This is a genomic window from Brachybacterium vulturis (assembly GCF_002407185.1).
Classification (GTDB): domain Bacteria; phylum Actinomycetota; class Actinomycetes; order Actinomycetales; family Dermabacteraceae; genus Brachybacterium; species Brachybacterium vulturis.
Genome location: NZ_CP023563.1, coordinates 392,959 through 407,933 on the forward strand (window position 1 = coordinate 392,959; position 14,975 = coordinate 407,933).

A 14,975-nucleotide genomic window follows, 5' to 3' on the forward strand; every position below is an offset into this window, starting at 1 on the left:
GTCTCCTCTCAGGAGGTCAGTGGGTCAGCGGTCGGAGCCGGGGGCGACGGTCGCGCGGTCGTCGTCCTCGCCGTTCTCCTCCGCGGCGCCGGTCTCGTCGGCGGTGGGGGTCTCCTCGTCGAAGTCACCGGTGACCTTGCGGATCACCGAGAAGTCGAAGTCCTGCGTCGAGCGGAAGCTCAGCAGGTAGCAGACCAGGAACGAGACCGCGTAGGCGACCAGCGAGCCGGAGAGGGTCTCGTAGTCGCGCAGGAAGCCGAACCCGAAGGGCAGCACGGCGGCGCTCGCGACGATGCCGACGATCACGGCCGGGCGCAGCCCGAAGAAGCCGAAGGCCATGATGCCGAGCACCACGCCGACGCCGACGATGGCCAGCAGCTCCACCACCAGCGCCCAGACGCCGGTCAGCGGGATCAGCTGGAAGCGCACCGGCAGGAAGACGACCAGCGCGGCGATCACGGAGACGGAGAACGCCAGGTTCGTGACCTTCTTCCAGTAGAAGGAGGCGATGACCGGGAACACCAGGCAGCCCCACAGCGCGCCGACGAACACCAGCAGGTCCAGGATGTTGAACTTCGCGGTGGCGAAGTACAGGGCGAGTCCGGTGGCCACGATCATCGTGATCCGGCCGATCAGCACCATCAGCTTGGGGTTCACGTTCTTGCGCCCCACGGACTGGCCGTAGATGTCGGTCATGACGATCGAGCTGAGCGCCGAGAGGTCGGAATCCGCCGTCGAGGACAGCGAGCCGATGATCATGATGAACGCGAGCGCCACCAGGGCCACGGGCAGGTAGGTGCCGACCATCTGCGGCATCAGGTTGTTGATGTCGCCGCCGGCGGGCTCGATGCCCAGGTACAGCGCCATCACGCCGAGCATGCCCACGCCGATCACGGTCGCGCCGTAGCCGACGGTGGCGGTGATGAAGGTGGGCTTGATGAGGTCCTCGCGCACCGCGAACAGGCGCTGGGCGATGGTCTGGTTGCCGATCGCGTAGGCGAGCACCGCGGCGATGTACGGGGCGCCCTGGTTGAAGAACGCGTCGGAGGAGAAGAAGCTCTCCTGCTGCGGGGTGACGTTGCCGCTGGCGAGGCCCTCGGCGAACATCGAGGGCCCGCCGGCGAGGAAGAAGACCGCGGGGATGATGATCACGGCCGCGCCGAGCATCGCCACGACCTGCGCGAAGTCGGTGAGGACGGAGGCGCGGAAGCCCGACCACAGGGTGTACAGCAGCACGCCGGCGGCGATGATCAGGATGCCGGCGCCGAAGTTGAGCGGGGAGAGCATCGCGATGATCGCGCCGCCCGCGATGAAGTTCGAGGTCAGGGAGATGACCGAGCCGAGCACGTTGGAGCCGGCGAGCATCAGCTGCGAGGAGCGGCCGTGGCGGGCGTACATCACCTCGGCCAGGGTGTGGGCGCGGGGGGCGACGGCGCGGATCCGCTTGCCGAAGGGGTAGATGAACAGGATCATCAGCGCGCCCCAGAGCCCGTAGTGGATGGGGCCGGAGACGCCGTAGGTGTACCCGGCGGTCACCGAGGCGTACATCGAGGACGCCCAGATCCAGGTGGCGGTCATCGAGGCGGCGGAGACGCCGAAGCCGATCTTGTTGCCGGCGGTCATGTAGTCGTCGGCGTTCTCCTGCTTGCGGGAGATCGAGACCGACATCCACATCGTGCCCCCGTAGAACAGGAGCAGGAGCAGGATGACTCCGATGATTCCGAGCTGGACGATCTCCCCTGAAGGCGCGGGCGGCACTGGTACTTCCTTTCGTCGCGGACAAACCGATCACAAGCGTCCGGTCCTCCGCGAGCGGCGCAGCGCGCGCTGAGCTCTGGGCGGGGCCCTGCAGCGGGCCGACCGGCAAACGACTCCTGGCATGCCGTCCGGTCGTCGTCGACCCGGGCGGTGCCTGGCACCTGCTCCGGGGACGGGACGGCGGCCGCGGCCCGTCGCCCCTCCCGGGGCGGTCCGCGGCTCGGTCGCACATGGAGCCGCATAGATACTCGCACACTGCCTGCGACATAGCCACCTGACGGGTAACGCCCCGGTAACCATTGCAGGTCAGGGCGCGCAAATCGATTGTCGGACAAACCGAATCCGAGTAGACCTACGACACACATGCATGAACATGCACTGCTCCGAGTGCCCCTGCTCGACCAGATCTTTTCGCTCGCTCCTCCACCTCACTCTCGCCGCCCGCGCTCGTCGCCCGATCTCCTCACCCGCTGCCCTCACCGACCGCATCACGTGGCAACGCGTGGCACCCGCGCTCGCGCCCCACGTACAGTGACGCTCGTCGAGAGGGCCGCATCGCAGCGGCCGAGAACCAGGAGGGCGCGGATGACCAGGCGTATCGGGCTGATCGGCTGCGGGGACGTCTCCGTCGTCCACGTCGAGGCGATCCGGGACATCGAGGGTCTCGAACTCGTCGGCGTGGCGGACACCGACCCGCAGGCACGAGCCCGTGCCGCCGCGGCGACCGGCGTGCCCGGCTTCGCCGACACCCAGGAGCTGATCGACGCCGCCGGCCCGGACGCCGTGCACGTGGCCACCCCTCATGACCAGCACATCGGCCCCTCGCTCACCGCCCTCGAGGCCGGGGTGCACGTGCTGCAGGAGAAGCCGCTCGCGCACACCCTCGAGGAGGGCCGGCGCCTGGTCGACGCGCTGGAGAGCGCGGGCGCCCGGCCCGGTGCGCCGAAGGTGGGGATCTGCTTCCAGAACCGCTACAACCTGGCCAGCCGACGCCTGCACGAGATGCTGGGCGCCGGCGAGCTCGGCGCGGTGCGCGGGGCCTGGGCCTCCGTGGTGTGGACCCGCAGCGCCGACTACTACCGGGCCAGGCCCTGGCGCGGCACCTGGGCCGGCTCCGGCGGCGGGCTCCTGATCAACCAGGCCATCCACACCCTGGACCTGGTGCAGTGGCTGCTGGGCGGGGTGGAGCGCACCGACGGGCACGTGGCGACCCGCAAGTACGGCGAGGTCATCGAGGTCGAGGACACCGCCGAGCTGCTGCTGCACCATCCCGGCGGCATCACCACCTCGTTCTTCGCCACCCTCACCGCCCCGCAGCACCGCCCGGTGGAGCTCGAGCTGGACTGCGAGCGGGCGTATGTGACGCTGCGCGGCGGCACCGACGGCGGGCTCACGATCCGCTGGGCCGACGGCCGGGTGGAGACCCTCGCCGAACGCTCGGTGACCTCCGGCGGCCGCTCCTACTGGGGCGTCTCCCACGAGCTGCTGATCCGCGACTTCTACGCGCGGCTGGACGAGCCGGAGCCCTTCTGGATCGGGCCCGGCGAGGCGATGGCCTCGCTGGGGATCCTGAAGGAGGCGTACCGGCTCAGCGGGGTGGGACCGGCGGCATGACAAAGGTCGGGATCGTCATCACCGATCCGCAGCGCTTCGACGCGGCGGACACGATGCGGGACGCGGTCCCGCTGCTGGCGGCGCTGCACCGCCGCGGGGCCGAGGCCCGGGCAGTGGACTGGGCGGATCCGGAGGTCGACTGGGCCGGCTTCGACCTGGTGGTGCTGCGCAGCCCGTGGGACTACGCGGTGCGGCCGAGGGAGTTCGATGCCTGGCTGGAGCGGGCCGACTCCCTCACCCGCGTGCTCAACGAGCCCGCACTGGTGCGCTGGAACATGGACAAGCGCTACCTCGCCCAGCTCGAGACCGCCGGCATCCCCGGGGTGCCCACGAGCTATCACGAGGAGGAGTCGTCGCTGGTGGACGCGCTGGCGGCGGCGGCGCGCGGGACCGGCGGATCCGGCGGCCCGGCCGACGGGGCGGGCACGCCCGCGCACGTCGTGCTCAAACCCACCGTCGGCGCCGGCGCCCGGCTGACCGGGCTGCTGCGGCCCGACGATCCCGCCGCCTCGGCGCTGGGCCGCCAGATCCTCGCCGGGCCCGGCACGGTGATGCTGCAGCCCGAGGTGCCCGAGCTCTCCGCCGGGCGGGAGAAGGCGCTGTACCTGGTGGACGGCCGCTTCACCCACGCGATCGCGAAAGGGGCGCTGCTGGCACCCGGCGGCGGGCTGCGCGGCGGCAGCTACCGGGAGACCCCGCAGCTGGTGGAGGCCAGCGCGGCAGAGCGGGCCTTCGCCGAGCAGGTGCTGGCGACCACCGCGACGGTCACCGGGCTGGCGATGCCGCTGTACGCACGGATCGACATCGTCGAGTCCGCGACGGACGGCCTGCTGCTGCTCGAGGCCGAGCTGTTCGAGCCGCTGTTCCATCTGCCGCTCGCGCCCGCAGTCACCGAGGTGTTCGCCGAGGCGATCCTCGCGCGGGCCTGACCCTGGCGTCACCGGCCTCTACCCCCACGTGGACCCGATCAGGGGATCACTGGAGAACTGAAGAGCCGCGTCGGCCGCGTCGCCCGCGCCCTCGAGACGGACGACGAGCTGTTCGCCGCCCTCCAGCATCGGGCGTTCCGCGAAGAGCTCTGACCGTCCACGCTGTTCGGCAAGGAGACGATGGGACCACCGCCCGGCCCCCGCTCAGCGAATCGGCCATCCGAGGCGTCCCCGGACCCGCACGGCCAGGGTCAGCACATCGGCCTGCTCGAGAGTGCGCGAGAAGTCGGGAGCGGTCGGGAACGCAGCGGCGGAGCGGGCGAAGAGGACGACCCTCCGATCCCCGCTGATCGTGGAGGGGACGAGGAGTCCGTCGACCTGCTCTCCGAGCTGCTCATGGATGGCTGCGGCCCATGCGCGGCAGGTGCTCTTCGGGGCCTGCGCGAGGGAGGCGGAAGCGCCGTGCCGTACGGCCCAGTCGCCGCTCCCGTCCCCGCCGGTGAGGTTCAACAGCTCCAGGGGACGGGTGGGTCGCCAGCCGGACAGCGCTCTGTCCCCGGTGAGCGTGATCGCCCGGTCGCCCTGGAAGACCTCGGCGAAGGCGGTCGTGTACTCAGGCGCCGCATAGGAGACGCCGGCGGTGGAGCGAGCAGTGAGCGGGCCCGGCTGCGGGTCCCACCCCTTGCTGCGCAGCGGGCCGTTCCACCGCAGCTCGTCCCACGCCGACGGATGCCTCCCGGCCACCGTATGGATCCGCCACAGGGGTCCGTCGTATCGGGTGACGGCGTCCGGGAACAGCGCGAGAGGGACCGCCGGACGCCGAGGATTCTTCGCCGACGCTGTGCTCATTCAAAACCGAGTTCGTCGACCAGGGCGACGACGACATCCACGGGGCCTCCCCGGAGCAACCATTGCGCCGGGGAGCGCGCGTCGAGTTCGTCGTGCGGTGTCGTCATGAAGCGCTGGATCGACAGCGGGTGGAGGTGTCCGGGGAAGGCGGGCACGACCTCTCGGAGCCCCGGGACCACCTGCTCTCCCTCGAACTGCCAAGCAGGGAAACGGGTGGTGCGCCCGCCGCCCGAGGGCAGGGCATAGAGGTCTCCGACCGCCTTCGAGCGGCGGATGCTCGCATCCTTGCGGCCCAGTCGCTCCGCCACCTCGGCTGTCGTCAGCGACGCGGCCCATGCCTGCTCCTCCGCTGCCGCACGATCCCGGGCCACCTGGTTCTGAGACGCCGCGCGGGCCTGCGGAGCGAGATCCTCCTCGGTGAGGTCCGTGGTCTCCAGCAGGAAGGATCGCTCCCCCGCGGAGAGCGCCTCGGAGGTGGACTCGCTGGCCTCGCGCAGGATGTCCAGGAGCGCATCGACGGTCAGCGGGTTGCCGCGCCGCTCCAATGCGCCCTCGAGACGGGCCGTGTACTCGTGGGTCGCGCCGCTCATGCACATAACGTTACACCGTAACGTTCCGTAACGCGATGGTCGTCAGGGGTCCGGTTCGTGGTGGGACTCCTGGCGTATCGAGGATGCTCCGCGCCGGCCGCGCCCGCCTACGGCCGCGGCAGACCCAGGTGTTCGCGCAGGGTGCTCCCGGCGTACTCGCGCCGGAACCTGCCGCGCTCCTGCAGCACCGGCACGACCTGGTCGACGAAGTCCTCGATCCCTCCCGGGAGGGTGGGCGGCATGAGGTTGAAGCCGTCGGCCGCGCCCGCATCGACCCAGCGCTCGATCTCGTCGGCCACCGTCTCCGGGGTGCCGATGACCGTGGCATGTCCCCCGCCGGCTGCGAGGAAGCCCAGCAGCTCGCGCACCGTCGGCCGTGCGGTGCGGATGATCCGCAGCACCGTGGCGTAGCGCCCCTTCGGGCCGGTGAACTCCTCCAGCGGCGGCAGCGGCGGGACGGGAGCATCCAGCTCCCACCCCGAGGTGTCCTGGCCCACGAAGAACGCGAGCTGGCGGAGGGAGTGCTCGACGGGGAGGCGGGAATGGAGGTCCGCCTGCAGGCGCCGGACCTCCTCCTCGGTCGAGCCGACGTAGGTGACCAGCCCCGGCATGACCGCGATCAGATCCGGATCACGGCCCAGCGCGGCGGCGCGGGCACGGACGTCCGTGCGGTAGGCGTGCGCCGATTCGAGGTCCCAGGCCACCGCGTAGATCCCCTCGGCCCAGCGGGCGGCGAGGTCGCGCCCCGGCTCCGAGGCCCCGGCCTGGAACAGCACCGGGCGCCCCTGCGGCGGCGTCGGCACGTTCAGCGGGCCGTCGACCGCGAAGGAGTCACCATGATGCTCCAGCGGACGGAGCATGGAGGGGTCGACGTAGACGCCGCCCGGATCGGCGCGGATGCTCTCGCGCGGCCACGAGTCCCACAGGCCGTGGAGCACCCGGAGGAACTCCTCCGCCGTGGCGTACCGCTCCTCATGGGCGGGCAGCGCGGCCATGCCGTGGTTGCGGGCCTCCGCGTCGGTCATCGAGGTGACCACGTTGATCCCGGCCCGGCCGTGGGAGATGTGATCGAGGCTGGCGAGCAGGCGGGCCGCATGGAACGGATCCCAGAAGGTGCTCGAGACCGTGGTGACCAGGCCGATCCGCTCGGTGGCACGCGCCAGCGCCGTGAGCACCGTGATCGGCTCCAGGAACCACGTCGGCCCGCGCTCGGCCCCGGCGGGGGCGATCGACTGGCCGTCGGCGAGGAAGATCGCATCGAGCCGGCCGCGCTCGGCGATCTGCGCGAGCTCCTCCCAGTAGGTGATGTCGCCCAGGCGCAACACCGCGGAGCCGGGCGCGCGCCAGGCCGCACCGTGGTGACCGACCGCGTGCGCGAACAGGTTCAGCCGCACGTGGCGGCGAGCGGGTGCCGGCATCAGTCCTTCACCAGCCCGCCGTCGACGACGAGGTTCTGCCCGGTGATCGCCCGCGACCAGGGCGAGGCGAAGAACAGCACGGCATCGGCGAACTCGGTGGGCGTGGTCACCGACTGCAGCGGGGTGCTCGCGGCGATCGCGTCGAAGACGGCCTCGGGTGTCGCGGAGCTCGCGTCGGTGGTGCGCAGCAGGCCGCCGCTGAGCATGTTCACCGTGACGCCGCGCGGGCCGAGATCGGCGGCGAAGGTGCGGGTCAGCGACAGCAGCGCCGCCTTGGCCGCGGTGTAGTCGTGGTAGGGCACCACCGGATGCTGGAAGAGGTTGGTCCCGATGTTGATGACGCGGCCCGAGCCCGCCCGGTCGAAGCCCGGCAGCGCTGCCTGGATGGTGTTCAGCGCCCCCTGCACGGCGCTCGAGAACTGGGCCGAGAAGGCGTCGTAGTCGATCTCGTGCGCCTTCGCCCTCGCGTCCCCGTCGAACGAGAAGCCGCTGAGCGCATTGTTCACGACCGTGCTGATGGGGGCGTCGAACTCGGCCTGGGCCGCCTCGAACAGCGCCTCCACCTCGCTGCGGTCCCTGACGTCGGCGCGCACCGCGACCGCTCGGCCGGGGTGGGGGGCTGCGAGGTCCCGGGCGGCGTCCGCGCTGGTGAGGTGGTTGATGACGACGCGAGCGCCTTCACGCAGCAGGGCTTCGGTGATCGCGCGGCCGAGGCCGCGGGCGCCGCCGGTGACCAGGACGACCTGGTCGGCGAGGGCGGGGATGCTCTGGGACGGCGCGGGTGCGGAGGAGGGGGTGGTCATGGGTGGTTCGTCCTTTCGATGACGGGATGCGAGCCCCCGGGATGCCGGCGGGACCGGCATCCGGGCAGGGGAGGGAGAGCGCTCCTCGGGTGGAGGGGCGGATCGACGGGGGTCGGCTCTGATCCCGTTCTCGAGGACGGTGGGCGCGGGAGCGTCATGGCACGTGGCGTCGGCGCGGGTGTGGCCAGCGCGCAGCAGTTCATCGACGACATTCCTCCGCGAGTACGAACTCGATCAGGTTCACCGGGTGTGTTCTCAGCCCTGTCGGGCACCCCGTGTCGGTCGTCGACTATACCCATGGCCGCGGCGGCGGGGCGGCGCGTCCCGTTTCAGCAGCCGCAGCGGTCGTGCGGAGGGAGCGGTCTCCGCCCCGGTGCGCGGCGCGTTCCGCTGCGGGTAGGCTGGCCCGGTTCCGTGGGAGCCCGATCGTCGGGCTGAGAGGGCCTCGTGCCGACCACCAGCACTGGATGCGGGTCATGCCGCCGTCAGGAGGACCGCTCATGCAGCACATCGCCGTCGTCGGCGCCGGGATCATCGGACTGCTCACCGCACTGGAGCTGAGACGCCGCGGTCACCGGGTCGAGATCCGTTCCATCGGCGTGGCCGAGCAGGCCACCCATGCGGCGGCCGGGATGCTCGCCCCCACCAGCGAGGTCCAGTTCGGCCAGCACTCGCTGGGGCCTCTGATGAGGAAGGCCGCGAGCCACCACCGCGCGCTGGCCGCCGAGCTCGGCCTGCGCACCGAGAAGCCGCTGGGCTACCGCGATACTCCGACCCTCGTCGTCGGCCGCGACCGGTCCGACCTCGAGGCCCTGCGGCTTCTCGCGCAGGAGCAGTGCGCGGCGGGTGCCGAGGTCGAGGAGCTCACCTCCGCGCAGCTGCGTGGCCGCGCCCCGACGCTGGCCCGGCACGTGGCCGGCGCGATGCTCGTCCCCCGTGACCACCAGGTGGACCCCCGCACCCTGGTCGCCGCCGTCCTCGATGCCCTGACCGGCCCGGGCCGACCGGGCGACGGGCCGCCCGTCCCCCTCACGACCGGCAGCCGCGTCGCCTCCACCGACGAGATCGACGCCGACCGGATCGTTCTCACTGCCGGCCTCGGCACCTCCGCGATCGACGGACCCCATCGGGTGCTCGACCTGTCGCTGCGACCGGTCCACGGTGACATCCTGCGCCTGCACGTCCCCGACTCCGCCCTGCTGCCCGGGGAGGACAACCTGCTGGACCACACGGTCCGAGCCCTGGTCCGCGGTCGTCCCCTCTACCTGGTGCCGCGCGACGGCGGCCTCGTGCTCGGAGCCACCAGCCGTGAGGACGCCATGACCGGCGCATCGGCCGGCGGCGTGCTGACTCTGCTGCAGGATGCGGCCGAGATCCTTCCCGCGATCCGGGACACCGAACTGCGCGAGGTGACCGCTCGCGCCCGTCCCGGCACCCCGGATGACCTCCCGCTGCTGGGACCGGTGCCGGGACACCCGGACGTGATCGTCTCGACCGGCTATCACCGCCACGGCATCCTGCTCTCGGCCTGGGCGGCGGCTCGCACCGCCGATCTCCTCGAGGCCGACCCCGGGGCGCCGCCGCCCGCGGAGATGGCCGGGGAGCTCGCAGCCGTCGATCCAGCCCGTTTCACCACCACGTCCCCACTCCAGGAGGCCTCATGAGCATCGTCGTCCACGTCAACGGCGAGAACCTTGACCTGCCCGACGCCGTCACGGTCCGCGACCTGGTGGCCGACCGCCTCGGTCGCGCTGTCGGCGACGACGGGCGAGCGTGCGACGGCACCCCGCTCGGCGTGGCCATCGCCGTCGACGAGGCCGTCCTGCCGCGCAGCAGCTGGGCCCACACCCCGCTCACCCCCGATGCCCGGTACGAGCTCGTCACCGCCGTCCAAGGAGGATGACCCATGGCCGACCTGCCCGAGACAGATCTCGTCATCGCCGGGGAGACCCTGACCTCCCGCCTGGTCATGGGCACCGGTGGCATCACGGACCTGGCGGCGCTGGAGCGTGCCCTGCTCGCCTCCGGCACCGCGATGACCACGGTCGCCCTGCGCCGCTTCTCCCCGACGACGCGGGACTCCGTGTTCACGATGATCCGCCGCCTGGGGATCCGCACCCTGCCCAACACCGCCGGCTGCTTCAGCGCCCGCGACGCCGTGCTGACGGCGGAGCTGGGTCGTCAGGCCCTCGAGACGGACTGGGTGAAGCTCGAGGTCATCGCGGATGAGGACACCCTGCTTCCCGATGGTGTCGAGCTCGTCGAGGCCACCGCCATGCTCGTCGATCGCGGTTTCACCGTGCTGCCGTACACCACGGACGACCCGGTCCTGGCGCAGCGCCTCCAGGACGTCGGCGCGGCCGCGGTGATGCCGCTGGGAGCTCCGATCGGCACCGGCCTCGGAGTGCTGAACCCCCACAACATCGAGATGATCACCTCCCGGGCCTCGGTGCCGGTCGTGCTCGATGCCGGGATTGGCACGGCCTCCGATGCCGCGCTGGCGATGGAGCTCGGCTGTGACGCGGTGCTCGCCGCGAGTGCCATCACACGCGCACGCGACCCCGAGGCCATGGCCCGCGCGATGGCCCACGCCGTCCAGGCGGGCCATCTCGCGGCGGGCGCCGGCCGGATCCCGCGCCGGAGCCTGGCGCTGGCCTCCTCGAGCCACGAAGGTCGCATCACGACCGATCGCCCCCGAGGAGACTTTGCATGAACGCCACCGCCCCGGCCGCGCAGTCCCTGCCGCCGCTGGTCGCCCCGGGCCCGGAGCTGGCGCCGGAGCAGCTGCAGCGCTACCGCCGCCAGATCACGCTGCCGCAGATCGGCACCCTCGGACAGCGACGCCTGCGCGCGGCCTCGGTCCTGGTGGTCGGCGCGGGAGGGCTCGGCTCCCCGGCGCTGCAGTACCTCGCCGGGGCCGGTATCGGCACTCTCGGGATCGTCGACGACGACCTCGTCGACACCTCCAATCTGCACCGCCAGGTCATCCACACCACCCCGGCCATCGGATCGCCCAAGACGGCCTCCGCGGCCGCAGCCGTCCACGCCCTCAACCCCGAGGTCCGGGTGCGCACTCATCCCGAGCGGCTCACCCCCGAAACGGTCACCGGCCTCGTCGAGAACTATGACCTGGTGCTCGACGGCAGCGACAACTTCGCCACCCGCTATGCCGTCGCCGACGCCAGCGAGATCACCGGGGTGCCGGTGGTCTGGGCCGCTGTGCTGCGAGGCCAAGGGCAGGTCAGCGTGTTCTGGCCGGGACGCGGCGCCCACTACCGCGACGTCTTCCCCGAGCCCCCGGCCCCGGGCGAGGTGCCCTCCTGCGCGGAAGGCGGAGTGCTCGGCACGCTGCCGGGCCTGCTCGGGATGATCATGGGGGCGCAGGTGATCCAGCTGGTCACCGGCACCGGTGCACCGCTGGTCGGCAGGCTGCTGCTCTGGGACGAGGCCACCAGCACCTCCCGAACCCTGCGGCTCGTACCGGACCCGCACCGCACGAGGTCCACCCGGGTGGAGGTGCCGGCCGCCGCCGACCCCTCATGCCGATCCGGCGTGCCCGCTGCGAGCGAGACGCTCGACGTGCCCGCACTGCGGTCGCTTCTCGCCTCGGGAGCCGACGTCACGCTCATCGACGTGCGCGAGGACTGGGAGCATGCCGCCGGGATGATCGAGGGCGCGATCCCGCTCCCGCTGACGCAGATCCTCGAGCACGGCGAGCACGCACTTCCCACGGGACGAGGCGGGGGCGAGATCGTGCTGTACTGCCAGGCCGGGACCCGCTCCGCCACCGCACTGGAACGCCTGCGACCCGCATGGAAGGGACGCGAGGGCCGAGTGAGGCACCTCGACGGCGGCTACGCGGCCTGGACGGCGCCGACGCCGCCGGGGACCACTCCGGGACGCCCGCGGTGACTGCCCGGGGGCGGGCCGCGGCGATGCCCGGGCAGGCGCCCGGGCTCAGCTCCAGTCCGCGGTGCGGTCCCTCAGCGCGCGGTAGGCACCCAGCACCTCGGGCGTGGGCTCCGCGCCGACGGTGCGGGAGCCGCTGAGCGCCCAGGTGGGCGGCTCCTGAGTCCCGGCGAGCGCCCAGGCGGCCTGGCGGGCGGCGCCGAGGGCCACGTACTCCCCCTCGGGCGCGATCGTGACCTCGCGGCCGAAGATCGCGGGCGCCAGCTGCTGGACGGCCTGGCTGCGGGCGGCGCCGCCGATCAGGGTGATGCGCGCGGCCGCGGTGCCGGTGCGGTCCTCGAGCGCGGCGATCCCGTCGGCCAGCGAGCACAGCAGGCCCTCGACGTAGGCGCGGGCCACGTCCTCACGGGTGGTGGAGGTGGTCATCCCGGTGAGGGTGGCGCGGGCGTCCGGACGGTTCGGGGTGCGCTCGCCGTCGAAGTAGGGCAGCAGGGTCACCCCGTGCGCGCCGGGCACGCTCGCGAGCGCCAGCTGCGCCATCTTCTCGTGGGAGACGCCGAGCAGGGCCCGGCCGGCCTCGAGGATGCGGGCGGCGTTGATGGTGGTGGTCATCGGCAGGAAGCGGCCGGTCGCGTCAGCGAAGCCGGTGACCGCGCCGGTGGCGTCGTTCGGCCGGGTGGGACTGACCATCGCGCACACCCCGGAAGTGCCGATCGAGACGGAGACGTCACCCTCGCTCAGGGACAGGCCGAGCGCTGCGCCCATGTTGTCGCCGGTGCCGGCCGCGATCGCGGCACCGCCCGGGGTGCGGGCCATGACCTCCTGCGGGCTGCCGGGCAGGCGCGGGAGATCGAGTGCACGGCCCAGCGCGAGCTCGACCAGCTCGGGCTTCCACTCCTCGGTCGCTGTGGAGTAGTACGCGGTGCCGGAGGCGTCGCCGCGGTCGGTGAAGGCGGTGGTGCCCTGCTCGGCGAGGTGGAGGGAGACGACGTCGTGCGGGAGCAGCACGCGCGCGGCCCGCTGCGCGTTCTGGGGCTCCTCGTCCCGCACCCAGCGCAGCTTGGAGGCTGTGAAGGAGGCGACCATCAGGCTGCCGATCTCGGCGACGCTCGCCTCGGGCCCGCCCATCTCCTCGATCAGTGACCGGGCCTGCGGGGCGGAGCGGGTGTCGTTCCACAGCAGGGCGTCGCGCACCACCTCACCCTGCGCGTCCAGCAGCACCATGCCGTGCTGCTGGCCGCCCACGGCCACGGCCTCCGCCCGCTCCAGCAGCGGGCCGGCGGCCTCGTCGACCGCGGCGAGCCAGGCCCGGGGATCGACCTCGGTGCCGTCGGGATGAGAGGCGCGGCGCTCCTCGAGGACCTCACCGGAGGCCGCGTCGACGAGGAGGGCCTTGGTGGCCTGGGTGGAGGAGTCGATGCCGAGCACCGTGGTGGTCATCTGGCGTCCTTTGCGGTGGATGGGGCCCGGTGGGGCGGTAGGTGTGGGTGGGTGGCGAGGTGGTCCGGCGGCCTGGTCTCGGTGGCCGGGTCCCGAGCTGGCGGTGCGGAGAGCAGTCAGGTGGTGGTCGGCAGCTCGGATCGCTCCTCCTTCCCTGCGTCGCGTCCCCTCAGCCGGGTGATGCCGAGGCCCGTGGCGGCCAGCACGAGCGCGACCAGCACGGCCGCCCAGTTCTGCACTGCCCAGGGGAGGTATTCGATCGTCGGGACGCCGAGCGTGGCGGCCATGTACGCACCGGCCGCGGTCCAAGGCAGGAGCGGCTCGATCACGCTCGCCGAGTCCTCGATGGTCCGGCCCAGCACCTTCGGGTGCACACCGCGCTTCACGTACTCGGGGTGGAAGATCTCCCCCGGCAAGATGATCGAGATCTGCCCGTTGCACGTCACTCCGATCGTGGTCAGGCACGTGACCACCGTGGCAGCCACCAGACCGAAGGTGTTCCTCACGCCGGAGAGAAGACGCTCCACGAGGACCTGCAGCGATCCCGTGACGTCGACGATCCCGGCGAACGCTATCGCGCAGAACGCGATCAGGAGCGTCCCCATCATCGAGTTCATCCCTCCGCGGTTGAGGAGGGTGGCGAGGTCCTCGCCCCCGGCCGCGGCATCGAACCTTCCACGGGTGATCATCTCCAGATCGAACCCGTTGACGATCGCGTCGAACACGTCCTGCAGCGCGATGCCCTGGAAGGCGAGAGCGTTGATCATCGCGACCGCAGAAGCCGTCAGCATCACCGGGATCGTCGGCAGCCGGAGCAGCGACCCGGCCAGGATCACGAGCACGGGGAGCAGGATCACGAGGTTGAACTCGAACCCGCTGTCGAGCGCGACCAGCATCCCCTCGACGGTCGACGAGGAGACACCGCCGGCGCCCGACGTGCTCAGGCCGACGAAGAGGAACACCACGGCCGACGCGACATACGCTGGAAGAGTGGTCCAGAGAAGATTGGCGATGTGCTCGTACAGATTGACCTGAGTGATCATCGACGCCAGATTCGTCGTGTCCGACAGCGGCGACATCTTGTCGCCGAAGTACGCGCCCGCGACGACGGCCCCGGCCACGAGGGGAAGACTGGCGTCCATCCCGATCGCGACTCCCATGAAGGCCACGCCGATCGTGCCTACAGCACCCCATGACGTGCCGGTTGCCAGCGCGACGATCGACGTGACGAACAGGGCAGTGAGCCCGATGAACTTAGGGCTGATGAGCTTCAGCCCCCAATAGATCATCATCGGGATCGTTCCCCCGGCCATCCACGCACCGATGAGGAGCCCGACGCAGACGAGGATCAGGATCGCGGGCCATGTCTTCCTCATCTTGTCCGCGACAGAGTCGATCATCTCGTCCCAGGACCACCCCAGGGATCTGGCGACGATCCCTGCGACGATCGCAGAGAGGATGATCATCGGCTCGGCGTTCAACCCGAAGGCGAGGTACCCGACACCGAGGAATACGGCCATGCCGACGATGGGGATCAAGGCGATCAGGAGTGTCGGTCTGCGGTGCGTGCCTGTCGCGGACTGCTGGAGCTCAGCCGCCCCTGCTCCCCCTTCGCTCGCGTCGTGCGTGTCGTTCATCAGTTCCTCTCGTGTGTTCCATCGGGCA

The 14,975-nt window shown here is 71.6% G+C and carries 13 protein-coding genes and 2 riboswitches; of the genes, 6 read left to right on the forward strand and 7 right to left on the reverse strand.

Annotated elements, in window-relative coordinates; all coding sequences use genetic code 11:
* Positions 1-24: 24 nt before the first annotated feature.
* Positions 25-1,674: a sodium:solute symporter family protein gene (locus CFK38_RS01735; RefSeq protein WP_218192357.1), complete on the reverse strand. Its 1,650-nt coding sequence runs from the start codon at positions 1,672-1,674 to the stop codon at positions 25-27.
* Between the two features lie 669 nt (positions 1,675-2,343).
* Between CFK38_RS01735 and CFK38_RS01740 the strand changes: the two genes are divergently transcribed.
* Positions 2,344-3,372, forward strand: a complete 1,029-nt coding sequence (locus CFK38_RS01740) for a Gfo/Idh/MocA family protein (RefSeq protein WP_096801525.1) — start codon at positions 2,344-2,346, stop codon at positions 3,370-3,372.
* The gene (locus CFK38_RS01745) at positions 3,369-4,301 is read left to right on the forward strand and encodes an ATP-grasp domain-containing protein (RefSeq protein WP_096801526.1); all 933 of its coding nucleotides are present in this window, start codon (positions 3,369-3,371) and stop codon (positions 4,299-4,301) included. Before CFK38_RS01740 ends, CFK38_RS01745 begins: the two co-directional genes overlap by 4 nt.
* A gap of 204 nt (positions 4,302-4,505) precedes the next feature.
* Here CFK38_RS01745 and CFK38_RS01750 read toward each other — a convergent pair whose 3' ends face one another.
* The 4 genes from CFK38_RS01750 to CFK38_RS01765 form a co-directional block, all read right to left on the reverse strand.
* Positions 4,506-5,150 carry an RES family NAD+ phosphorylase gene (locus CFK38_RS01750; protein ID WP_096801527.1) on the reverse strand — a complete coding sequence of 215 codons (645 nt, stop codon included), beginning with the start codon at positions 5,148-5,150 and terminating at the stop codon, positions 4,506-4,508.
* The gene (locus CFK38_RS01755; protein WP_096801528.1) at positions 5,147-5,740 is read right to left on the reverse strand and encodes a hypothetical protein; all 594 of its coding nucleotides are present in this window, start codon (positions 5,738-5,740) and stop codon (positions 5,147-5,149) included. Before CFK38_RS01755 ends, CFK38_RS01750 begins: the two co-directional genes overlap by 4 nt.
* Positions 5,741-5,847: 107 nt before the next feature.
* Entirely contained in the window at positions 5,848-7,158 is a 1,311-nt protein-coding gene (locus CFK38_RS01760) for an LLM class flavin-dependent oxidoreductase (protein ID WP_096801529.1), read from the reverse strand.
* Positions 7,158-7,961, reverse strand: a complete 804-nt coding sequence (locus CFK38_RS01765) for a 3-oxoacyl-ACP reductase (RefSeq protein ID WP_096801530.1) — start codon at positions 7,959-7,961, stop codon at positions 7,158-7,160. Before CFK38_RS01765 ends, CFK38_RS01760 begins: the two co-directional genes overlap by 1 nt.
* A 194-nt stretch (positions 7,962-8,155) precedes the next feature.
* A riboswitch (TPP riboswitch) is annotated at positions 8,156-8,247 on the reverse strand.
* 118 nt (positions 8,248-8,365) lie between these two features.
* A riboswitch (TPP riboswitch) is annotated at positions 8,366-8,469 on the forward strand.
* On the opposite strand from CFK38_RS01765, the gene thiO reads away from it, so the two are divergent.
* From thiO to CFK38_RS01785, 4 genes are all read left to right on the forward strand, one after another.
* Positions 8,462-9,625 (forward strand): glycine oxidase ThiO, encoded by a 1,164-nt coding sequence (gene thiO / locus CFK38_RS01770; protein ID WP_096801531.1) that lies wholly within the window; start codon positions 8,462-8,464, stop codon positions 9,623-9,625. (Overlaps the previous riboswitch by 8 nt.)
* The gene (thiS, locus tag CFK38_RS01775) at positions 9,622-9,864 is read left to right on the forward strand and encodes a sulfur carrier protein ThiS (protein WP_096801532.1); all 243 of its coding nucleotides are present in this window, start codon (positions 9,622-9,624) and stop codon (positions 9,862-9,864) included. Before thiO ends, thiS begins: the two co-directional genes overlap by 4 nt.
* A 3-nt stretch (positions 9,865-9,867) precedes the next feature.
* Positions 9,868-10,674, forward strand: a complete 807-nt coding sequence (locus CFK38_RS01780) for a thiazole synthase (RefSeq protein WP_096801533.1) — start codon at positions 9,868-9,870, stop codon at positions 10,672-10,674.
* Positions 10,671-11,873: a ThiF family adenylyltransferase gene (locus tag CFK38_RS01785; protein WP_096801534.1), complete on the forward strand. Its 1,203-nt coding sequence runs from the start codon at positions 10,671-10,673 to the stop codon at positions 11,871-11,873. The genes CFK38_RS01780 and CFK38_RS01785 overlap by 4 nt, the downstream gene beginning before the upstream one ends.
* A gap of 45 nt (positions 11,874-11,918) precedes the next feature.
* Here the strand turns inward: CFK38_RS01785 and xylB are convergent, their stop codons facing one another.
* Positions 11,919-13,310, reverse strand: coding sequence for a xylulokinase (gene xylB / locus CFK38_RS01790; protein ID WP_096801535.1), 1,392 nt, complete (start codon positions 13,308-13,310; stop codon positions 11,919-11,921).
* A 116-nt stretch (positions 13,311-13,426) separates the two neighbouring features.
* A complete protein-coding gene (gene nhaC / locus CFK38_RS01795) occupies positions 13,427-14,947 on the reverse strand; it encodes a Na+/H+ antiporter NhaC (RefSeq protein WP_096801536.1) in 1,521 nt (506 codons plus the stop codon).
* Positions 14,948-14,975: the final 28 nt, after the last annotated feature.

Coding starts and splice junctions, on each gene's coding strand:
- CFK38_RS01755 (WP_096801528.1), bottom strand. CDS start 5,740: ATGAGCGGCGCGACCCACGAGTACACGGCCCGTCTCGAGGGCGCATTG.
- CFK38_RS01750 (WP_096801527.1), bottom strand. CDS start 5,150: ATGAGCACAGCGTCGGCGAAGAATCCTCGGCGTCCGGCGGTCCCTCTC.
- CFK38_RS01740 (WP_096801525.1), top strand. CDS start 2,344: ATGACCAGGCGTATCGGGCTGATCGGCTGCGGGGACGTCTCCGTCGTC.
- thiO (WP_096801531.1), top strand. CDS start 8,462: ATGCAGCACATCGCCGTCGTCGGCGCCGGGATCATCGGACTGCTCACC.
- CFK38_RS01735 (WP_218192357.1), bottom strand. CDS start 1,674: ATGTGGATGTCGGTCTCGATCTCCCGCAAGCAGGAGAACGCCGACGAC.
- nhaC (WP_096801536.1), bottom strand. CDS start 14,947: ATGAACGACACGCACGACGCGAGCGAAGGGGGAGCAGGGGCGGCTGAG.
- xylB (WP_096801535.1), bottom strand. CDS start 13,310: ATGACCACCACGGTGCTCGGCATCGACTCCTCCACCCAGGCCACCAAG.
- thiS (WP_096801532.1), top strand. CDS start 9,622: ATGAGCATCGTCGTCCACGTCAACGGCGAGAACCTTGACCTGCCCGAC.
- CFK38_RS01785 (WP_096801534.1), top strand. CDS start 10,671: ATGAACGCCACCGCCCCGGCCGCGCAGTCCCTGCCGCCGCTGGTCGCC.
- CFK38_RS01760 (WP_096801529.1), bottom strand. CDS start 7,158: ATGCCGGCACCCGCTCGCCGCCACGTGCGGCTGAACCTGTTCGCGCAC.
- CFK38_RS01765 (WP_096801530.1), bottom strand. CDS start 7,961: ATGACCACCCCCTCCTCCGCACCCGCGCCGTCCCAGAGCATCCCCGCC.
- CFK38_RS01780 (WP_096801533.1), top strand. CDS start 9,868: ATGGCCGACCTGCCCGAGACAGATCTCGTCATCGCCGGGGAGACCCTG.
- CFK38_RS01745 (WP_096801526.1), top strand. CDS start 3,369: ATGACAAAGGTCGGGATCGTCATCACCGATCCGCAGCGCTTCGACGCG.